16 protein-coding genes and 1 other annotated feature are annotated in these 18211 nt (G+C 45.1%); of the genes, 1 reads left to right on the top strand and 15 read right to left on the bottom strand.

Going from position 1 to position 18211, the window contains the following annotated elements:
- Positions 1 to 153: 153 nt before the first annotated feature.
- The 12 genes from RQP50_RS15430 to RQP50_RS15375 all read right to left on the bottom strand — a co-directional run bounded on the left by RQP50_RS15430 (position 154) and on the right by RQP50_RS15375 (position 13196).
- On the bottom strand, positions 154 to 1374 hold the full coding sequence (locus RQP50_RS15430; RefSeq protein WP_315745937.1) for a DUF4179 domain-containing protein: 1221 nt from the start codon (positions 1372 to 1374) through the stop codon (positions 154 to 156).
- Entirely contained in the window at positions 1343 to 1939 is a 597-nt protein-coding gene (locus RQP50_RS15425) for an RNA polymerase sigma factor (RefSeq protein WP_072729559.1), read from the bottom strand. Before RQP50_RS15425 ends, RQP50_RS15430 begins: the two co-directional genes overlap by 32 nt.
- 259 nt (positions 1940 to 2198) lie before the next feature.
- A complete protein-coding gene (locus RQP50_RS15420; RefSeq protein WP_315745936.1) occupies positions 2199 to 3182 on the bottom strand; it encodes a DUF4179 domain-containing protein in 984 nt (327 codons plus the stop codon).
- A 40-nt stretch (positions 3183 to 3222) separates the two neighbouring features.
- On the bottom strand, positions 3223 to 4197 hold the full coding sequence (locus tag RQP50_RS15415) for a DUF4179 domain-containing protein (protein WP_315745935.1): 975 nt from the start codon (positions 4195 to 4197) through the stop codon (positions 3223 to 3225).
- Positions 4198 to 4320: 123 nt separating this feature from the next.
- Complete coding sequence (locus RQP50_RS15410) at positions 4321 to 4866, bottom strand: GNAT family N-acetyltransferase (protein WP_315745934.1); 546 nt, start codon at positions 4864 to 4866, stop codon at positions 4321 to 4323.
- Positions 4867 to 5184: 318 nt separating this feature from the next.
- A complete protein-coding gene (locus tag RQP50_RS15405) occupies positions 5185 to 5985 on the bottom strand; it encodes an ABC transporter ATP-binding protein (RefSeq protein WP_315745933.1) in 801 nt (266 codons plus the stop codon).
- Between the two features lie 32 nt (positions 5986 to 6017).
- Complete coding sequence (locus RQP50_RS15400) at positions 6018 to 6713, bottom strand: FadR/GntR family transcriptional regulator (protein ID WP_315745932.1); 696 nt, start codon at positions 6711 to 6713, stop codon at positions 6018 to 6020.
- A 134-nt stretch (positions 6714 to 6847) separates the two neighbouring features.
- A complete protein-coding gene (locus tag RQP50_RS15395) occupies positions 6848 to 7567 on the bottom strand; it encodes an SDR family NAD(P)-dependent oxidoreductase (protein WP_072729565.1) in 720 nt (239 codons plus the stop codon).
- A 27-nt stretch (positions 7568 to 7594) separates the two neighbouring features.
- Positions 7595 to 9022 carry an aminotransferase-like domain-containing protein gene (locus RQP50_RS15390; RefSeq protein WP_072729566.1) on the bottom strand — a complete coding sequence of 476 codons (1428 nt, stop codon included), beginning with the start codon at positions 9020 to 9022 and terminating at the stop codon, positions 7595 to 7597.
- A 212-nt stretch (positions 9023 to 9234) separates the two neighbouring features.
- Positions 9235 to 10224, bottom strand: coding sequence for a helix-turn-helix transcriptional regulator (locus RQP50_RS15385; RefSeq protein ID WP_072729567.1), 990 nt, complete (start codon positions 10222 to 10224; stop codon positions 9235 to 9237).
- 292 nt (positions 10225 to 10516) lie between these two features.
- Positions 10517 to 11713: an MFS transporter gene (locus RQP50_RS15380; RefSeq protein WP_315745931.1), complete on the bottom strand. Its 1197-nt coding sequence runs from the start codon at positions 11711 to 11713 to the stop codon at positions 10517 to 10519.
- A gap of 439 nt (positions 11714 to 12152) precedes the next feature.
- The gene (locus tag RQP50_RS15375) at positions 12153 to 13196 is read right to left on the bottom strand and encodes an exosporium glycoprotein BclB-related protein (RefSeq protein ID WP_315745930.1); all 1044 of its coding nucleotides are present in this window, start codon (positions 13194 to 13196) and stop codon (positions 12153 to 12155) included.
- Between the two features lie 343 nt (positions 13197 to 13539).
- Here RQP50_RS15375 and RQP50_RS15370 point away from each other — a divergent pair, with 343 nt between their 5' ends.
- Positions 13540 to 14475 carry a DMT family transporter gene (locus tag RQP50_RS15370; protein ID WP_072729570.1) on the top strand — a complete coding sequence of 312 codons (936 nt, stop codon included), beginning with the start codon at positions 13540 to 13542 and terminating at the stop codon, positions 14473 to 14475.
- A gap of 221 nt (positions 14476 to 14696) precedes the next feature.
- Here the strand turns inward: RQP50_RS15370 and RQP50_RS15365 are convergent, their stop codons facing one another.
- From RQP50_RS15365 to RQP50_RS15355, 3 genes are all read right to left on the bottom strand, one after another.
- Positions 14697 to 16370 (bottom strand): glutamine--tRNA ligase/YqeY domain fusion protein, encoded by a 1674-nt coding sequence (locus RQP50_RS15365; protein WP_072729571.1) that lies wholly within the window; start codon positions 16368 to 16370, stop codon positions 14697 to 14699.
- A 93-nt stretch (positions 16371 to 16463) separates the two neighbouring features.
- Positions 16464 to 16719: a binding site (T-box leader), on the bottom strand.
- A 117-nt stretch (positions 16720 to 16836) separates the two neighbouring features.
- Positions 16837 to 17979, bottom strand: a complete 1143-nt coding sequence (locus tag RQP50_RS15360) for a GerAB/ArcD/ProY family transporter (RefSeq protein WP_072729572.1) — start codon at positions 17977 to 17979, stop codon at positions 16837 to 16839.
- 15 nt (positions 17980 to 17994) lie between these two features.
- Entirely contained in the window at positions 17995 to 18183 is a 189-nt protein-coding gene (locus tag RQP50_RS15355) for a hypothetical protein (protein ID WP_227774679.1), read from the bottom strand.
- Between the last annotated feature and the right edge of the window lie 28 nt (positions 18184 to 18211).

Here is an 18211-nt window from a genome sequence, read left to right as displayed (position 1 = left end):
CAGCCTTACACCATCATTATCTAGAAAAGAAGGACGGATCATAAGGGATAAATTGCAATAAAGTAGGGAGAAATACCTCTCTATATAAAAATGAGACAGGGCCAACTTCTTCCCCATGATTTCATGGTTCGCAGAGTCGGCCCTGACTATTTATTATTTGAATTGCGGAATTTCGATCGTCATCTCAAGGTTTTTCCAGTATGTTCGATCTCCAAAATCGTTCTTATTGGTTCGTTTCATTTCAAAGTTCTTGTTGCTAATTGTATAGTTGTAAGGCTTGATTGTGATCGATTTCGATTTCATCCCTGCTGGCGCATACCAATCGTTGAGGTGATACTCGGTTGTTGGCAGAACAGGTGTATAGATAAGTTTGGATGGTCTTAGTACACGTCCCTGATCATCCACAATCTCATAGTACATTCTACTTGCATGATAATCCCCCGTTTGTTCCGCAGAGGCCGGAACTGGACCCTTGCTGTCCAGTACGATACGAGTGGATACAGGTGAGATATCAAGCTGCTTAACGGTATACGAGAACTTGCCGTCGGACTTGGTTGCATTCGGTTTCAAAATCATGGCTCTGTTCTCAACCTTCACAGGAATTTTTAATTCATACGTTTCCTTAACCTGTGTCACTTTTGTCCGCACAGTCAGTTCAAATTCATCCGGTAAGGTTGCGACATGTCTAAATTCCAGCATATACATCGGCTTATCATCCATCATATAGCTGCTGAGTTGGCCAGAGGATTTGATAGGCTCACCGTTGATTAGAACTTCTGGGCTTCGAATATACCCTCTCTCCTGTTTCTCATCAGGAGTGCCGAAGGATTCCGCCATACTTTTGTTTGTCTCGTAGAATTTATTATAGAGCGCAACTCTTTCCTCATTCGAAAAGCCTTCTACATATGGAGAAGCCAGATACTGAGGCAAATCTTTGCCCTCACGTTCGATACGGAATGACAAGCGAGTCCCGTCAAATAATACTTCAGTTACCTTTAACGTAATTCCATCATGCGTAACGCTAACGTTTGGCGTTGATATAATCCCGCGCTCAATCGCCTTCTGAACCGCGTCTTCGCTCGCCTCATAGAATAGCAGTCCGATTACCGGCACTTTCTTCAAAGCTTCCGCCATCGTTGGGGATACATATCCAACTCCGACCATTCCTACTCCGAGAATGACTGCGGCAGAAGCAGCGAATAAGGTTCTTTTTAGTATACTCGGCTTACGATTGAATAGAGATGCGCTTGTCCACTCCATTTGTTCGATTCGATCCATGATTTTATCGGTTCGAATGGGAGGCGGTGAGGATTGACGAATCATTTGTTCGATCCCGTCCATCTCAGCGTATTCCGTGCGCTGCATATGTCCCATGGGCCTTCTCTCCTTTTTCACTAATTCGATCCATTAATTTTGCACGTAATCTTTCATACTTCTTGCGCAGCGTTGCTGATTTCAGGCCCATAATTTCACTAATCTCTTCAAATGTATATTGCTCCACAGCCTTCAAGAGCAAAATATGCCTCTCTTCTGCAGTGAGATAGGTTAGGAGATCGCTTACTATCGTTTCATGCTGGGAAAAGGCAATCTCTTGTTGTTCTGTCTCCTTCTCCACCTGCTTAATCAGATTAAGCCAACGGCTCTTCTTCTTCTTCAAATTAATCAGATGATGATAGGCAACTTTATATAACCATGCAGAAAAAGAAACTTGTCTATTATATTGATGTAAATTTTCATAGGCACGGATAAATATTTCTTGAACAGCATCTTCCGTTTCCGCATGATTTTTTAAAATATAGTAGCAGTATGTATACATTTGGCGTTCGAAATTGTGTAGGATCGTTCGGTAAGCTTGTTTATCACCAGCTTGTACTCGCGTTACGATTTCTTCAACATTAACGGACTGCACTACTGACTCCCCGGGGCTGGTAGATTGCAAGTGCTCAACTCCTTTCTTGTTGTCTTATTATATATAACAATCTGAACCGTTTATTTTGTGACACGTTCAATGAATTTTTTATTCTATGCACTGTAAAATAAGCGACCGTTTCATGTTAGCATAATATAACTGTACATAGTAGATACAAATTCGTAGATGTGCACAATAAGCGCCTCAGACGACTTGTTACCACATGGAAAAAGGGCAGTTCCAGCCATGCTAACATGGTTCTGGAGCAACCCCCCTTGTGTTTTATTTATTATCGATTGATCGGTATCGTGACTTGCAAATCCTTCAGATAGGTTCTCTTTCCTTCACTGCCCTTTTTTGCTCCGAGGATGCTCCAATCCTTGCTGTTTACCGTGTATGTATACGGCTTGATCGTGATGGATGTCACCTTGTCGTCAATCGAATAGTAGAATTGATCAACATGGTACTTGGTTTCCGGCTTTTTATTAAAGAACTCAATCCTTTCTTGATTTATTTCCTTCTCTTTGTTGTCGACAATCTCATAATAGACCTTGCTTGCATGATACTTCCCAGATTGCTCGGCAGAAGCAGGCACTGGTCCTTGACTGTCTAAAATGAGTCGGGTCGAAAATGGCGTCAGTTCGAGTTGCTTGACGGTATAGCTGAATTTTCCAGACGTTTTGGATGCTTCTGGCTTGATAACGAGCGGTTTGCTTTTCAACTCGATTGGAACCTTGAGCTCAAATGGTTCACTAACTTTTGTAACTTCAGCCTTAATGGTAAGCTCGAATTGCTCGGGCGCTTTGACTCCTTTTGCGACATAATTAAAATTATTTTTAGGACCAGAGAAACTGGCACTGTTCAATTTTATCGGCTTTCCATCAACTAATACCTTCGGGCTTAGCTTAATGTAACCCTTTAGCTGATCCTGCTCAGGGATGGCATTTTTTTTGATAAATTCATTGTTCGGATTTTTTTTCAGATCCTCCATGCTGAAATATGGGGATATTGCACCGTCCAGATCTGCTCCTTCTCGCTTGATTAAGATGGATAATGTAGAACCGTCGTACTTAACCTCTTCCAGCTTCAAGGTAATCCCGTCATGTTGCACACTCAAATTAGGCTTGTACAGGTAACCCTGCTCAATAGCCGTCTTTTCATCGATGCCGTCTAGTTTCAGCGCTGCTGCTGCAGGCAAATTCGCACCGAGCGCACCCGTCCCAAGCAGTGCTGCCACAGATATGGCGATTGCCGTTTTTTTGATTGACTTCATTTCTATCAATCATCCCTTCTAGTTGGAAATCATTTTTGTGTTATCGCTTGATTGGAATCGTAAGCTCCAAGTCTTTCAAATACGTTTTCTTATAAGTCATTTTCCCGTTGCTCCCCTTCTCCTCGAGGATAGCCCAGTTTTTGCTATTAATGGTATACGTATATGGCTTAATCGTGATGGAGGTCGCCTTGTCGTCCGTTGGATAGTAGAATTTATCAATATGGTATTTGGTTTCCGGCATTTTATGGAAGAATCCAATCATTTCAGGCCCTATCTCGTTGCCGTTGTTGTCGAATAACTCATAATAAACTGGACTTGCATGGTACTTCCCGGATTGCTCAGCTGAAGCAGGGGGCAAACCTTCGCTGTCCAGGATAAGCCGTGTAGAGAACGGCGACAGAACAATCTGCTTAACGGTATAGCTGAATTTTCCGGAAGTTTTGGATGCGCGATCTGGCTTCACAACGAGCGGTTTGCTTTTCAACTTCACCGGCACTTTGAAATCATAAGTTTCCTTCACATGCGTCACTCCGGCCTTAATCGAGAGCTCGAATTCGTCAGGGAGCTTCACCCCTTTTGCATAGTATTGATAGCTCTTATTTGCTCCAAAGGTCTCAGAGCTGCTTATGGTGATGGGTTTGCCATCGGCAAGCACCTCACACTCTGACTTGATGTAACCTTTGAGTTTCTCTTTCTCCGGGTTGATGGTAAAGGGGAAATCAAGATTCGCTCCTTCCGGACGCAATGCGAAGGATAATATCGTTCCATCGTAGCGAACATCGGTCAAAGTTAGGGTAATTCCATCATGCTTGACACTCAAATTAGGCTTGTATAGGTACCCCTGCTTGATAGCCGTCTTTTCATTGAAGCCATCTATCCTCAGTGCTGCTGTAGCTGGCATGCTGGAACTGAATGCTCCAATGCCAAGCAGTGCTGCAGTGGAAGTGACAATGATGGTTTTTTTGATCAAGCTGAACTTGTTTTTCGAATTAGGATTGCTCTCTACATGATTCATACGAATTCACCATTCCAATCTCTCTTGTTCTACTCTATATAACAATTTCAGTCGGCTCTTTTGTGACAGAAGGCATGATTATTTATAAGAACTGTGAAATCTGGCAACAAAAAAACGAGCCAATTAGCTCGTTCTTTGTCTATATTCATCTCTCAACATGCCATAGAATGCCAGATCGTAATGCCGGCCGAATCGATACACATGTTGTTTCAGTGTTCCCTCATAAGCGAGACCGATCTTCTCCATGATTCTCCACGATCCAGGATTAGAGGTGTATGCTTCAGCGAAAATTTTATGAAGCCCTAACTCTTCGAATCCATAAGATAGAAGCGCTTGAGCTGCTTCGGTGCCATACCCTTTGCCCCAATAAGGCTTACCAATCCAGTATGCTAATTCTCCTCGGTTATGCATTGCTGAGATGCTGATATTCATAATGCCGATTAAGTCTTCAGATGATTTCTCGCAGATTGCGAAAATGACTACTCTACCCTTCGCCTCAGCTTCCAGCATGCTGTTGATAAATGGCTCGGCCGCTCCGCTCGGATATGGATACGGAATATTTAATGTTGTCTTGGCGACGTCATAATCTCCAGCTAATTGTTCAATTCTCGCAGCATCGCTCAAATTCAGAGGTCTTAATGATAATCTATTCGTTTCAAGTTGTGGCATACTGGTGTCCCCCATATTCCTTCATGATTCATGAATTTAATAACAAGAAAATTGTTCGAATTCTACCATATTGAACCGGAATATACTAGTCTCCACACAAAAGAACCATGGGGAAATGATTATCCTCATGGTAAATTGCATGGTCTGTGCTGCAAATAAGCAGCGTTAGACAGCTCTACTAATTTCATTCTAATTAGACATGCTGAACAGCAAGTTTCTCTGCTTGTATGAAAATAAGGATGTCATCTCCCGGATCGCACATAGCTAAGGAGGTGGAGGTTGATTCGCTAAAGCGGGCACTCTCGCCCACTTCCGTCATTACTTATGATAATGTGGTTCATTTGACAGCAATTGAAGGGAATAACGTTGTCCCAGCTCTTGCCGCACCTCGATAGTCGAATCGAAAAATTCGCTCAGATGAGCCGAAGTCAGTTGATCGGCCGTATTGCCTGATGAAAATACAGATCCTTGTTTAATAAGCAGCGTTTTGTTGAAGCAGGGCATGATCTCTTCAACATGATGCGTAACATAGATGAGTGTTGGCGCTTCAGGCTCGCGTGCAATCGCTTGAATCATGTGGAGCAGTTGATCACGCGCGAAGATATCAAGTCCCGTGCACGGTTCATCGAGGATTAGAAGCTTCGGGGAAGCCATTAACGCACGCCCGATGAGCACACGCTGCCGCTCGCCCTGTGATAATGTATCATAAGTGCGGCCTAGCAGTCGCTCGCAGCCGAGCAGCTTAATTAAGGTTAATGCCTTGTCCTCATCAGACTCTTCGATGTTATCGTATAGTCCGATTGAAGCGAACTTTCCGCTAAGAACGATCTTCTGAACTGTTTCGTGTCCATGGAGTCTCTGCTGCAGCGAGGTGCTTACCCAACCGATCTGCTTCCGCAACTCGCGAAGATCGAATGTGCCGAATTTCTTTCCGAGGACGGATACGCTGCCTGAGGTCGGCCAGATATAGCCGTTAATCATATTCAGCAAAGTTGTCTTCCCCGAGCCATTTAGCCCGAGCAAGCACCAATGCTCTCCCTGCTTCACCTCCCAAGAGACCTGTTCCAGAATCATCTTGTTATCCCTATTCCAAGTTACATCGCGAACATCAATAACCATAACATCTCTCCTCTCCCTTGTGTGTTCGGCAGTTATTTGCTGTTTCTGCGGCTGCCTTGCGGCTCCAGATTGGCAAGCGACAAGCGAACGGCGGTATCGGCGTCTCTATTCGCAATCGCCTGCAGCAGTTGATCATGCAGCTCCGACCGGTCTTCATAATGCTGCGTGTCGACGATGAGGTGGCTTAGTTCACCGCGAAGCGCGCTGCAGAAGGCACGGTACAGATCAATCAGCACAGGATTGTGGCTCGCTTCTGCAATCGAACAGTGGAATTCCACATCATAATCTACATAGGCAGCGTAATTGCCAACCTCCAGTGCCTTTTTTCGTTCTTCAAGAAGCTGCTTCATTCGCTCAAGCTCCGTATCCGTGCGGCGCTCTGATGCCAAGCGTGCTGCCTGAGCATCCATCATGCTTCTCACTTCGGTAATGTGCACAGTCTCCGCTCTAAGCAGCCGCTGTTCCAACGAGTCTGAATCAGAAGGGCGTGAACGAACATACGTCCCATCCCCCTGTCGCACTTCCAGCACTCCAGCATGCACCAGAATCTTGACGGCTTCACGAATCGTTGAACGTCCTACGCCTAACATCTCCATCAGCTCCGGCTCGGTTGGCATTCGATCGCCAGGACGATAGTGGTGGTCAAGCGCATCGTGCAGCTGTTCAAGCACTTGATCCACCAGTTTGCGGCGAGGGACGGCAGAGAACTTGGGTGTATTCAAATTCATCAGATCATCTCCTGTTATAGAGGAGTATATTCCTTTTTTTACAAATGTCAATCCATTAGTTAGGTGTAACTCGAATCCTGCGAATGAAAAGCAAAAAACCGTGCATCGCACGGTTTTAGATAGTAAATTCGAATTTATGCATTCGTATCCTGCATCGCAGGAATATTGATTTCTTTGACACAGGCTGCTTTGGATAGTCCGATTACGCATGTGACGAGTGATAAGATATCTTGTACTGGGATGCGGGTACTGTCATAGGCAGAGAGTGCCTTTTCTGCGCCCTCTTCATAAGGAATTTCAGCAGCAAGCTCGCCTGGATTAATGCAGGTAACGGCTATCTGATCTTGGCGAACATGCTCACGCAGCGCATTCGTTATTCCTCGCAGTCCAAACTTCGACGCAACGAAGGAAACTTGTGAATTGTTCGTATGATCTAGCCCAGCCGTCGAACCAATGAAGATGATCTTGCCTGCTTCTGACTTGCGGATATTCGGAAGCAGCGACTGGATACATGTTATTGTTGATGTAATGTTGACTTGAATAATTCTGGCAATTTCCGCAGGATCATCATTGTCGAAATTGTAATCGTCCCCAAAACCATCTTGTTCCCAAATGCCTACATTGTATATGATTACATCAATCACATCTTCTGCAACTGCATTCGCTATACGGGAGGAAGCCTCCTGCTGCGACAGGTCAGCTTGAATCCAGATTCGCTTGACCCCATCTTTCAGATCTAAGCTGGACGGACGATTACGCGAGACAACCCACACTTGATCTCCTTGCTTGGGCAAACCTTTTACGAATGCATCACCTAGTCCCTTACTTGCACCGAAAATAATGTATTTTTTCATTATTCCATTCCCCTTTCAGGATTCGGATTATTTCGGATTAACCATCGGTTGTGAATCGGTTATTGCTACTCGCTGGGCGATTTGCGCTAGCTGCTGAATTCCCTCTCGTATTTGGATCTCGTTCATGAGTGAATAGCTTAGACGAATCCAAGATTGCATGTCGTTCAGCGGATCACATATATGACCAGGGACAAAGGAAATAGATTGCTGGAAACAGTTGTGCAGGAGTGCGCCACAGGAAATGTTGCTTGGCAGACGGAGCCATATGTTCAATCCGCCTTGCGGCGTTGTCCATCTCCAATCAATGGGGGCTGCCGATAGTTCCTCTTCCATTACGTCCCGTCTAATTTGCAGCGCGATCCGCAACTTCTCTAGGTGCTGCTGCATCCGTTCAGATTGATAATAATGAAGAAATATTTTTTGCGTGACGAGTGGTGTTCCGTTATCTGCAAGCGATTTGGCTGTAATCAGCGGATCGATCATCGATTTGCGAGCGAACACCGCGCAAATGCGCAAACCAGGAGCAACGTACTTGCTGAAGCTTCGCAGATAGACAACCCATCCATAGGTATCATACATGAATAAAGGCTGCGGCGGCCCCTCATCGAAATAAATATCATGAAATGCATCATCTTCCACAAGCATGCAACGATACCGCTCAGCCAATTCTACAAGTTGCTTGCGCTGGGACGGAGGAAGCGTATAACCCGTCGGATTATGGAAGGTTGGGTTCATATAGAACATTCGTGGACGATGCTGCTTCATCAGCTTCTCTATCGCTTCCAAATCGTACCCCTCCGGCGTGAACTCCACCGGTATCAATCGGGCGCCATGCCCTCGGAAGATGTCAATCGCAGCGCTGTATGTTGGCCGCTCTACGAGAATGGCATCGAGCGGTCTAATTAGGATTCTGGCTAGGAGATCAATCGCCTGCTGTGCACCCGTTGTGATCAGAATTTCGTCAATAGTCAGATCGACTCGATATTGCCGCATGAAATATTGACACAGCACATCACGCAGTTCCTCATCCCCTTGCGGTGTTGAATAGCTTCCCATGAGCTTGGGGTACTTATCGAATACTTTCTTTACGTATTCCGACAGGAACAGATTAGGCAGTAAATTCGGATCGATTATAGCTTGAGAAAATTTATAGTTAGCCGCCACTCGGTGAATATCGGACAGATTGCTTGTTAACTGTATGGCTGTTGAGCTGTTCTTACTATTGAAATAATCCAGTTCAACTGCTGACTTCGATGGGCTTACGTAGTAGCCGGATTTCTCCTTGACATAGGTCACACCGTGCTGCTTCAACAATTTGTAGACTTTGAACACGGTCAATCGATTCACGCCGAGTTCAGCGGCAAGGGATCGTACCGAAGGGAGCTTATCATGAGCCCCCCACTCTCCTCGTTCAATATTCGTCAATATGTAATCATATATTTGCTTGGATCGCATCGGCACGCCCCTTTCCTATCTGAACTTATATTGTACTACATTCATCTTCAATCTGTTCTATTTGAAGTAATCTGTTCTAGTTAAGCACATGTACGACCATACCATAGGGAATTACAGCAATCGTGATCCAGTCAGTATTGAAGCACGCATCTCAGACATGAATCCTAAAAACCTTCTATAATTATCCGAGCACTACCCCTAGTGCATTCTACTCAAATCTTGTACAGCTCATGCCGTGAAGTTGATGCGGTCAATCGGCCGCATTCACTTGGGTTGTAGCCATAGGTTTTCCGGAAGAGAGAAGCAAAATGGCTGACATTATGATACCCAACCATCATTGCCGTCTGGCTTACATTGGCTTCCCCTCGTTCCAGCACTCGTCTTGCTTCATTCATGCGCAGTTCCCGTACGTAACCAAATACAGTAGTCCCGAATAATGTCTTGAAACCTAGCTTCAACTTATAATCATTAAGTCCTGTTAAGCGCGCAAGCCCAAGCAGGCTGGGCGGCTGCTTCCACGTTCTTGTCAAGATATCCTTCGCTTCATACAGACATTGAATGTCTTCGGCAGTCAGCTTGGAAGTGGTCTGTTGCGCTTGCCCCTTCTCTTCCAAGCCATCTAAATGAAGCGCCAGCAGCTCAAGCGCTTTTCCTTCCAAATATAGCTTTTGGAGCGCGCCTTGGTAAGGGCACTGCTTCATCTGTTCTACAAGCAATGAGATCTGGGCTGAGCCAGCCGTTTGCTTACAGAAGACGGAGCTGCGAGTCAATCGTTCAAGCTCAGGAAGATCGTTGTCGAAATACCTGAGATCAATCCGGAGCTCCATATGCTGCATCCGTTCATTAGGGTGCAGCTGCGCAATCATGTTGGCTTCCTTGACATAGATGAGCGAGGACATCCCCGGGGTCATTGCATATTCTTGCGATGATGCTGACCAGCTGCCGCTGCCTGAAGTCGTATATGAAATTTCAAGATGCGGATAATGGATATCGACGTCCATCGTTACCGGACGATGAAATTCTGCGTCGAAAAAATTGATTTCTAGCCCTTTTCTTAAGAGAAATCGCTGTAGATGCCCTGTTCCGCTGGGTGCCAGAATGGAATAGATGCGCTTCTGGTCATTTGGCCGAAGTGAAGGAGTGATATCTATGAAATCTCCGAATGTATCGTTTAAGTCGCGGGAATCGATGTGCAGTTTCAAGACCTTCTCCCCCACTCCATGTCTATATAAGTTTCTGTATGGTACATGAACAAAGCAATCCAGTGTCGGTATATTCCTATGAAGCCTGGCAGGCTTAGATGTGACGATCCTGATGTGCCGTCCCCCAATGTTAGTCCAAATCGAGCAAATCCATGTATATATCTCCATATTAAAGCAAATGATTATCATTATCAATGAATGAAAATAAAAAATCTCTTTTTACCATTTCACTTGTCTTCTTGCCGTTCTTGTTATTTTTAGATGCTTATTAGTCTACGGTTAGAGTCTTATTTTATTTCTCGATAGCTGAATTGCTTATGGCCGTCTTATTCAGTACAGCAACCATAGTAATGCTCAATATAAGAACGAGTACACCCATGATTGCAAATGGAACATGCTTATCCAGCCGATACAGCATCGTGCTTAGAATAGGTGCAATTACCGCAGAAATTCCTTGTACGGCCGAAATCAGTCCTGCAACCCCTCCCTGTTGTTCACTGGATACCGCAAGCGATGCGCCTGTCATGAAGCCGGGCATCAACAATCCTGCCCCTACTCCGAACAGGGAGAACGCGATATAGTAGCTGAGTAAGCTATTAATAAACAAGAACAGTGCGATACTGCATAGAAGGAGCAGCGATCCGATGAGCAGCAGCTGCTTGGGATGCAGCTTCGATGTCTTCATTTGAATGCCCTGCGTCAAAATCATTGCGAATCCTGTCAGCATTAATCCCATGGATACCATGCGGGCAGTTTCTTGCGTAGTGAGTGCAAGCTGGTCTTGAAAATAGAAGCCGCCAACTACCTGCAGCGTAATGATACTGAGCATGGTAATCATCCCGGCTAGTAAGTTAAGGGGAATCCCTCTCTGGAACGGACTCACTTTGGGCGGCTTGGTGTGATTCAACTGCTTATGAGTAGGAACTAACATGAGCACGACAAAGAATGCGATAATCGGTAGTAATGCCCCAATATACAGAGGCCATATCAGCCCAATAAATGCGAATACAGCGGCAATTGCAGGACCGAGCACAAGCCCAAGCCCGTTTGCTGCCCCTATAAGGGCCATGCCTGAAGAACGCCCCTTCTCATCGGTTACGTCAGCCATATACGCCTGTGCGGATGAAGGTACAGCTGGAATGAACATGCCAACCATGGCTCGTGCAGCGATTAGAAGTCCAAGGAGCAGCCCCCCTTCTATTGCTCCATGTAATCCGGCATACATCGTTGCAGTGAAAATGACATAACTGACGAACATTCCGATGAAGCCCATTAAGATAACCGGCTTTCTCCCTTTGAGATCACTGAGTCGTCCCCATACAGGAGCCATAATGGCCATGGCGACAGAGCCTAATGAAATGATGATGCCTGAATGCACCTCACTTAATCCCAATTCACGAATGAGCGGCGGCATGACCGGCGCAATGATCATTAACGCTACCATCGAGACAAATACACTGAAAAATACGCTAAATCGAATTCTAGCCATCTTGAATGGCCCTCCTCTCCCCTACATCTTCTTCGGATGATTCCCTCTAGATGGTATAAGAAAAAGGATTGATCCTGCTACCGCAAAACGGATTGATTATGCCGGTAAACGGATTTTTCTTGATCCCGGGAGAGAAATAATTGCGGTTGAGGAAGCCAACAATATTTTAACTCTTGCTCCTGTTCCATATGTAGGTTCTGAAAGATTCTATACAATTCGATTATGAATTAACTGATAGATTCTGTCATGTTATCTAACTTAGAAGAGCATGCAGATTGCCTTTGCAAGAATATAGCAGAAGAAATGTGAACCATTGATCGGACTTGAAATTATTCATATGAACAAAGCAAAGAATCGGCAGCTTCCACGCCTTTCTATGAAAAGTGTATTACTGCCGATTCAATGCGTGATATTAATTATTTCGTCCTAATGATAGTGATTACGTAATTGCTACACCAGCGCTTGCATACCCTGCAACCGTAGTACCCAATGTCAGACCTGTTGTTGTAACCGAGAAGACCATTAACAAACGAGTCTCTGTTGTTACAGGTATTGACAACCCCGTTGTTGCTCCATGAGAAATAGTACCAATTGCTACGATTCCAGAAAGTGATGGTGCTAGTGTAACGATAGCTCCTGGAATTGGAGTGAATGTGTTGTTCGGTGTAGTTGATTCCCATAATTGTGCCTGTATCGTTGCAGTTGCTCCAATTAGACTAAGGGCTATTGTCGTACTGAAGTAAGCAGAAATAGACGTAATTATGCCATTACGCGGCATCGAGAATGCCATGTTCAGAAGCAGACCTGCTGCTCCTGTAAGATCAATCGTTGCACCTAATGCGCTTACGGTCGGCGCAGAGTTTCCAAATCCAATCAGTCCGCCTGTTCCTACCAATCCGCCTGCGAGCGTGGTCAATAGTACAGGTACACCGGAAGCAAATGGGATAATGGCTCCTGTACCAGGAACTCCAGTTACGCCAGTAGCACCTGTAGTGCCTGTAGCTCCAGTAGCGCCGATAGCACCTGTTACACCTGTAGTTCCAGTAGCACCTGTTGCGCCAGCACCGCCAGTAGCACCTGTTGCGCCTGTAACACCAGCAGCCCCCGTAGCGCCTGTTGCGCCTGTAGTACCAGTAACGCCAGTACTAGGGCCGGTAGGGCCTGTCGGCCCTGTTGGACCTACAGATATCGGTGTAGACAAGATGCTATCTAGTTTATTCTGCAGAAGAAATTCTTTTTTGGTTAAGTCTTGAATTGTATCTCTTACACTTTGGTTTACAAGTAAAATGTCGCTAATTGTAGCAGGTGGAGAAGTAACACCTGGTAAAGTACCTAAAGCAAACTGAATTTTTTCACCTTCAGCATTAATAATGTGGCTTAATCCGAGCTCTTCCAAAGCAATAGAAGATAACAATAAATTGATTGCATCGTCTCTAGTTACAGAAATAATAGGAGTAATATTAGGGATATTAGATTGTGACAAATGAAATCCCTCCCGCAAGTTGTATTTTCAATTACCCTATAATTATATGAACATATGAAAGAAATGATTGGGTAAACAACGCAAGGTAAAGACATAAAGTATGTTCCGTTTCTACGCGTCATTACAGACGTGTACTCCTATAATTAGGCTGGAAACCAACATCGTGTTTACATCCAATGAAACGATAGTAAGGTGGATACTGATCGTTATTACACTTGCTCTCATCGTATGGACATGATCTTATCTTCCTTCCATTGATTAACGTATCGAAGTAATCTGTTCTATTTGTAGTAATCTGTCCTATCTCACAGCGTGTATGATCAATCCAAAAGGAGGAGGAACCATGGTTATCTTCAATTATGTGCTCGTTTGTCTTATCTTCAGCACAACCTTCCTAGCGGTGAAAATTGGTGTGGACGCCTCTGCCCCGCCTTTCCTGTCAGGGGGGCTTCGATTTTTCATTGCTGGAATCCTATTGTTCAGTTGGATGCTATGGAGGAAGAAAGCAAGCCTGTCCTTGTTATTGCACAAAGATTCGCTCCTTACAGGGATAGGTCTTACGTTCGGAACTTTTGCTGCTCTATATTGGGGAGAACAATTTGTTGCTTCGGGGATCGCAGCGATTCTGTCAGCTACAGCGCCTATTCTAGTACTTGTGCTGCAGATGATCTTCATGCGCCACAAACCCACCATTCACGCTTTACTAGGTTGTGTCATAGGATTCCTAGGAGTTGTTCTTATGCTAGTACCTGGGATCTCAGTATCGGCAAGCGTATGGGTTATTGTCGGCAGCATCGTTATAATCTTAGGTCAATTGTTCTATGCAGGGGGTGCAATTTACTCCAAACGGGTTGCAAAGCGCTTTGCAACTACGTCACCATTTGCACTTAATGCGGTTCAGATGATATATGGAGGAGCTCTACTGCTTACTCTATCCGCATTTACGGAGGATTGGGACTTTGGGAGTATGCTATCTGGTCGCGCACTTGGCTCATTGCTTTATTTAATTGTGATTGGTTCGATGATTGGGCATAGCCTGTTCTATTGGCTTGTCGCCAAGACGACGCCAATATTTGCTTCTACTTGGCTGTACGTATCTCCGATGCTCGCGCTCGTAGTTGGCGTACTGTTCTATGGGGAGAGGATCACATGGGTATCGGCTGCTGGTGCAGTAATCATTATTGTCGGCACAGCCTTTATCAATTACGACAGCTTGAAGCAATTGTTCCAGCGGCCAAAGAAAAGCCATACTGATCTCCAAACAGTACAGTCTGGATGAATCACAGCAATAAAATAAGCTCTCCCGAATGTGTTCCTTCGAGAGAGCTCTTTCTCCATTTTCGTTCATATTCTCCAAAGAAAATGATACATTTTGCAGAAAAGCAAAGATCTATCATGTTATTTCGCCAATACTTCAACAACAAACGTCTTCACAGCAATGAAACGACAAGCAGATTATACAGCATAAGTGGCATCCAAATGATTCGCACCATACAGAGCTTATTTCTTGACCCAGGAATCCTTCAACGGTACGATCCGATGAAATTCGAGATGTGTGCCCTCCCTACCTTGCTCCCTGGCAAAATAACCATGTCTGATAAACTGGAATCGCTGTTCTGTTAGAGCTTGTGCTGCCCAAGGCTCCAACATAACGTTTGAGATACGAGTATGTGAGTCTGGGCAGATTCGGTCAGTCCAGATGATGTCGTTATCCTTCGGCACAGACTCATCTAGCAAGAGGTTTTCGTACAAATGAACGACGGCCTCCACCGCATGAGCAGCTGACACCCAGTGAATGGTTCCCTTCACTTTCCGTCCAGTAAAGCCTGTGCCGCTCTTCGTGACCGGATCATATGTGCATCGAAGTTCTGTAATTTCGTCGGTTGCTGGATCTTTGATTACTTCATCACACCGGATAAAATAAGCACCCTTCAATCGAACCTCGCCATTTGGACGTAGCCGGTGGAACTGGCTTGGTGGCTGCTCCAGAAAATCATCTCGCTCGATATAAATGGTTCTCGAAAAGGGAACATCCCGTTGGCCCAGCTGCTCATTATGAGGATTGTTCTCCAATTGCAGCCATTCTACCTTATCCTCAGGATAGTTTGTTATGACAACCTTTAACGGGTGCAGTACTGCCATGATGCCGCTAGTTCGGTCTTGAAGATCCTGTCTTGCGTAATGATCCAGCAGCGAGATATTCGCGGTGCTCTCCGTCCGAATACTGCCGATCTCTTCGATGAATGCGCGTATACTCTCTGACGTGTACCCTCTTCTACGAAGGCCCCGAATCGTTGGCAATCTTGGATCGTCCCAGCCCTCAACGAGTCTCTCCTCGACTAACTGACGTAAGTAACGCTTGCTTGTTACGACACCCGTAAGATTCAATCGTCCGAATTCGCGCTGCCTTGGAGGCTCTGGAACTTCGAGTTCGCGGAGAACCCACTCGTACAGCGGACGATGGTCTTTGAATTCAAGCGAGCATAACGAGTACGTGATGCCTTCGATGGCGTCTTGAATCGGATGGGCAAAATCATACATTGGGTATATACACCAGTTATCCTTGGTTCGATAGTGCGCAGCATGAATAATTCGATATAAAACCGGATCCCGCAAATTCATGTTCGGCGAGCTCATATCGATCTTGGCGCGAAGCACTTTAGATGCGGTAGGAAAGACTCCTTGTCTCATGTTAGTAAATAGCTCTAAGTTCTCTTGTATCGTGCGGCTGCGATAAGGGCTATTTCGGCCAGGCTCTGTCAACGTCCCCCGATATTTCGCTACTTCGTCTGGCGCAAGATCGCAGACATAGGCCTTCCCTTTTCTAATTAAGGTCACAGCTGCTTGGTAAATCTGCTCCGAATAGTCCGATCCATAATAAATATAATCGGGGTCATATCCAAGCCATTTCATATCCTCAATGATGGAGTGAACATAATGGATGTCCTCCTTCAGAGGATTCGTGTCGTCGAATCGCAGATGAAATGAGCCTCCATACTGCTTCGCAAGCATATAGCTTGTGTGGATGGCATAGGCGCTCCCAATGTGGAGATAGCCATTCGGCTCTGGGGGGAACCGCGTGCACATGCTTCGACTGAACGGCGAAGCTTCCTGTTCCTCATGTATGAGTCTGTATAAATAATGGTCAGTTGAATAGGCAGTATCTTGATTCATGGTGACGCCTCCTCATGAACTTGTGGGGTGAATCGAGTGTTAACACATATCTAAAAAACGCAATAAAAAAACCTCACCTCCAAGACGTTAAGTCTTGGGGACGAAGTTATCGTGGTACCACCCCGGGTTCATTAATATGTCGCCATATTAATCTCATCAAGTACGGCATAAGAAGCATGCTTATACTCTAGCTCTGTAACGGGAGCTCCCGTCATGCCATCCCACGGTTGAACGGATCCGGCATGCTGCTCAGAGGCTTGGTTCGGGAAATGGCTCATTGCTCCTTCTCAGCTGCAGGAGCTCTCTGTATATGGGCATATTTCCTTACTCTTCTCATCATCGCGTTTCTTTTATTGGGATAGATAATAACAAATCATTCCACCAATGTAAAGTCGGATGTTAGACTGCTTTGTGTGAGAACATGATGGCAATGGCGCACCACAGAACATGACCGTATCCGTATTGCCTACTCCTTACTCCCCTCTTGATGACATGATTCCTCTCTCGATTGTGCCCGCTTGTATCGAATAGAAACAGCGAGCAGCAGAAGCGGGACTAAGATTCCGAAGGTAGCAACGAACGGAATCCAGGTTGTCTTGTTATAATCGCTGTAGTGCACCGAGCTCGGATGAACAATTATGGAGAAGATGACTAATAGAAGACCTAACGGATACACAAGGATGCGGTAATCGTGCAGTCGCAATGTCTGTGACAGACCTACACACGAGACGTAAAAATACATCGACATTTTGAAGTAAATGGTAATGAACCACATGACAGCTACAACTACTTCGACATGCTGAAAAAAAGTACCTACCATAATTCTTTTTGCCAGCGCATAGCTCGGATATAATTGCCGTGAAGTTGTCTCTGCTCCGAGAACCAGGATCGTACAGGCGATAATGATTGTCAACACAATACCGGCTAGAAGCACTCCGATATAGAACGCTTTTGTTGCTTTGCTCACTTCTGGAGTGGATGACGGATAGATCATTAAGAAGACGACAGCTGGAAACAAGTATATACTGCTGAACAATAATGTCGCACGGATCATCGGCTTCATACTCGACTCGAAGATAGGCTGAATCTTATGTATATCGATCTGTGGCGCAATGCATAACAATAGAATGAGGAGCAAGAGTATGAAGTATGGAAATACAATCTCTGCAGATCTTGCAAGCACCTCTAAGCCTAAGCGCACGCCCATAACAACGATGAATGCGAATATGATATTCGTAGCGATCATAGGAGTATTGGGCAATATCTGAGTTGTCATGAAGAAGCCCATATAGTTTAGCAGCTCCGATGAAGTAATTAATGCAAAGAAAACGAAGAACCACGAAATAGCTGTCCCAATCCATTTTCCTAAGCGCTTCTCAATCATTTCAACGAGTGTCATTCTCGGATGATGCTGTGCGACGATGCTATACAGCTTCACAAGAAGCATGCTTATTCCAATGCTAATAATTGAAGCAATCCATGCATCCTGCTTCACCTCTTCTGCCAAGCTTGAAGGGATAACTAAAATCGCAGTTCCAACGGAATATAAGAAGACGAGAATTGTAAACTGACGAACGCTGATATTATTCTGTTCCCCTTTTCCCATCATGATTGCTCCTCTCGTTCATCCCTTCAAGAATGTTGAAATCAGGCGTGTAATTGGTTTATAGATGGTTGCAACCATGTCCAGCGGACTTGGTACCTTAACATGAAATGCCAGAGCGATGCCAAGTACTGTGCCGAGTGTAAGCAGTGTACCGAATGCGACAGCTTCTTGTTTACTTCCGCTCTTCGACAATGCTGGGTATTCCATGATAATAATGGTGGCTGCAATAATGAGG

The sequence above is a fragment of the Paenibacillus suaedae genome, from assembly GCF_032337355.1.
In the GTDB taxonomy this organism is placed as follows: domain Bacteria; phylum Bacillota; class Bacilli; order Paenibacillales; family Paenibacillaceae; genus Paenibacillus_B; species Paenibacillus_B suaedae.
This window is presented reverse-complemented; position numbering and strand designations above follow the sequence as displayed.

Bases quoted from the DNA above. Each gene is read 5' to 3' on its own strand.
- RQP50_RS15430 (WP_315745937.1), bottom strand. From the start codon at position 1,374: ATGGGACATATGCAGCGCACGGAATACGCTGAGATGGACGGGATCGAA.
- RQP50_RS15420 (WP_315745936.1), bottom strand. From the start codon at position 3,182: ATGAAGTCAATCAAAAAAACGGCAATCGCCATATCTGTGGCAGCACTG.
- RQP50_RS15415 (WP_315745935.1), bottom strand. From the start codon at position 4,197: ATGAATCATGTAGAGAGCAATCCTAATTCGAAAAACAAGTTCAGCTTG.
- RQP50_RS15410 (WP_315745934.1), bottom strand. From the start codon at position 4,866: ATGCCACAACTTGAAACGAATAGATTATCATTAAGACCTCTGAATTTG.
- RQP50_RS15405 (WP_315745933.1), bottom strand. From the start codon at position 5,985: ATGGTTATTGATGTTCGCGATGTAACTTGGAATAGGGATAACAAGATG.
- RQP50_RS15400 (WP_315745932.1), bottom strand. From the start codon at position 6,713: ATGAATTTGAATACACCCAAGTTCTCTGCCGTCCCTCGCCGCAAACTG.
- RQP50_RS15395 (WP_072729565.1), bottom strand. From the start codon at position 7,567: ATGAAAAAATACATTATTTTCGGTGCAAGTAAGGGACTAGGTGATGCA.
- RQP50_RS15390 (WP_072729566.1), bottom strand. From the start codon at position 9,022: ATGCGATCCAAGCAAATATATGATTACATATTGACGAATATTGAACGA.
- RQP50_RS15380 (WP_315745931.1), bottom strand. From the start codon at position 11,713: ATGGCTAGAATTCGATTTAGCGTATTTTTCAGTGTATTTGTCTCGATG.
- RQP50_RS15370 (WP_072729570.1), top strand. From the start codon at position 13,540: ATGGTTATCTTCAATTATGTGCTCGTTTGTCTTATCTTCAGCACAACC.
- RQP50_RS15365 (WP_072729571.1), bottom strand. From the start codon at position 16,370: ATGAATCAAGATACTGCCTATTCAACTGACCATTATTTATACAGACTC.
- RQP50_RS15360 (WP_072729572.1), bottom strand. From the start codon at position 17,979: ATGATGGGAAAAGGGGAACAGAATAATATCAGCGTTCGTCAGTTTACA.
- RQP50_RS15355 (WP_227774679.1), bottom strand. From the start codon at position 18,183: ATGGAATACCCAGCATTGTCGAAGAGCGGAAGTAAACAAGAAGCTGTC.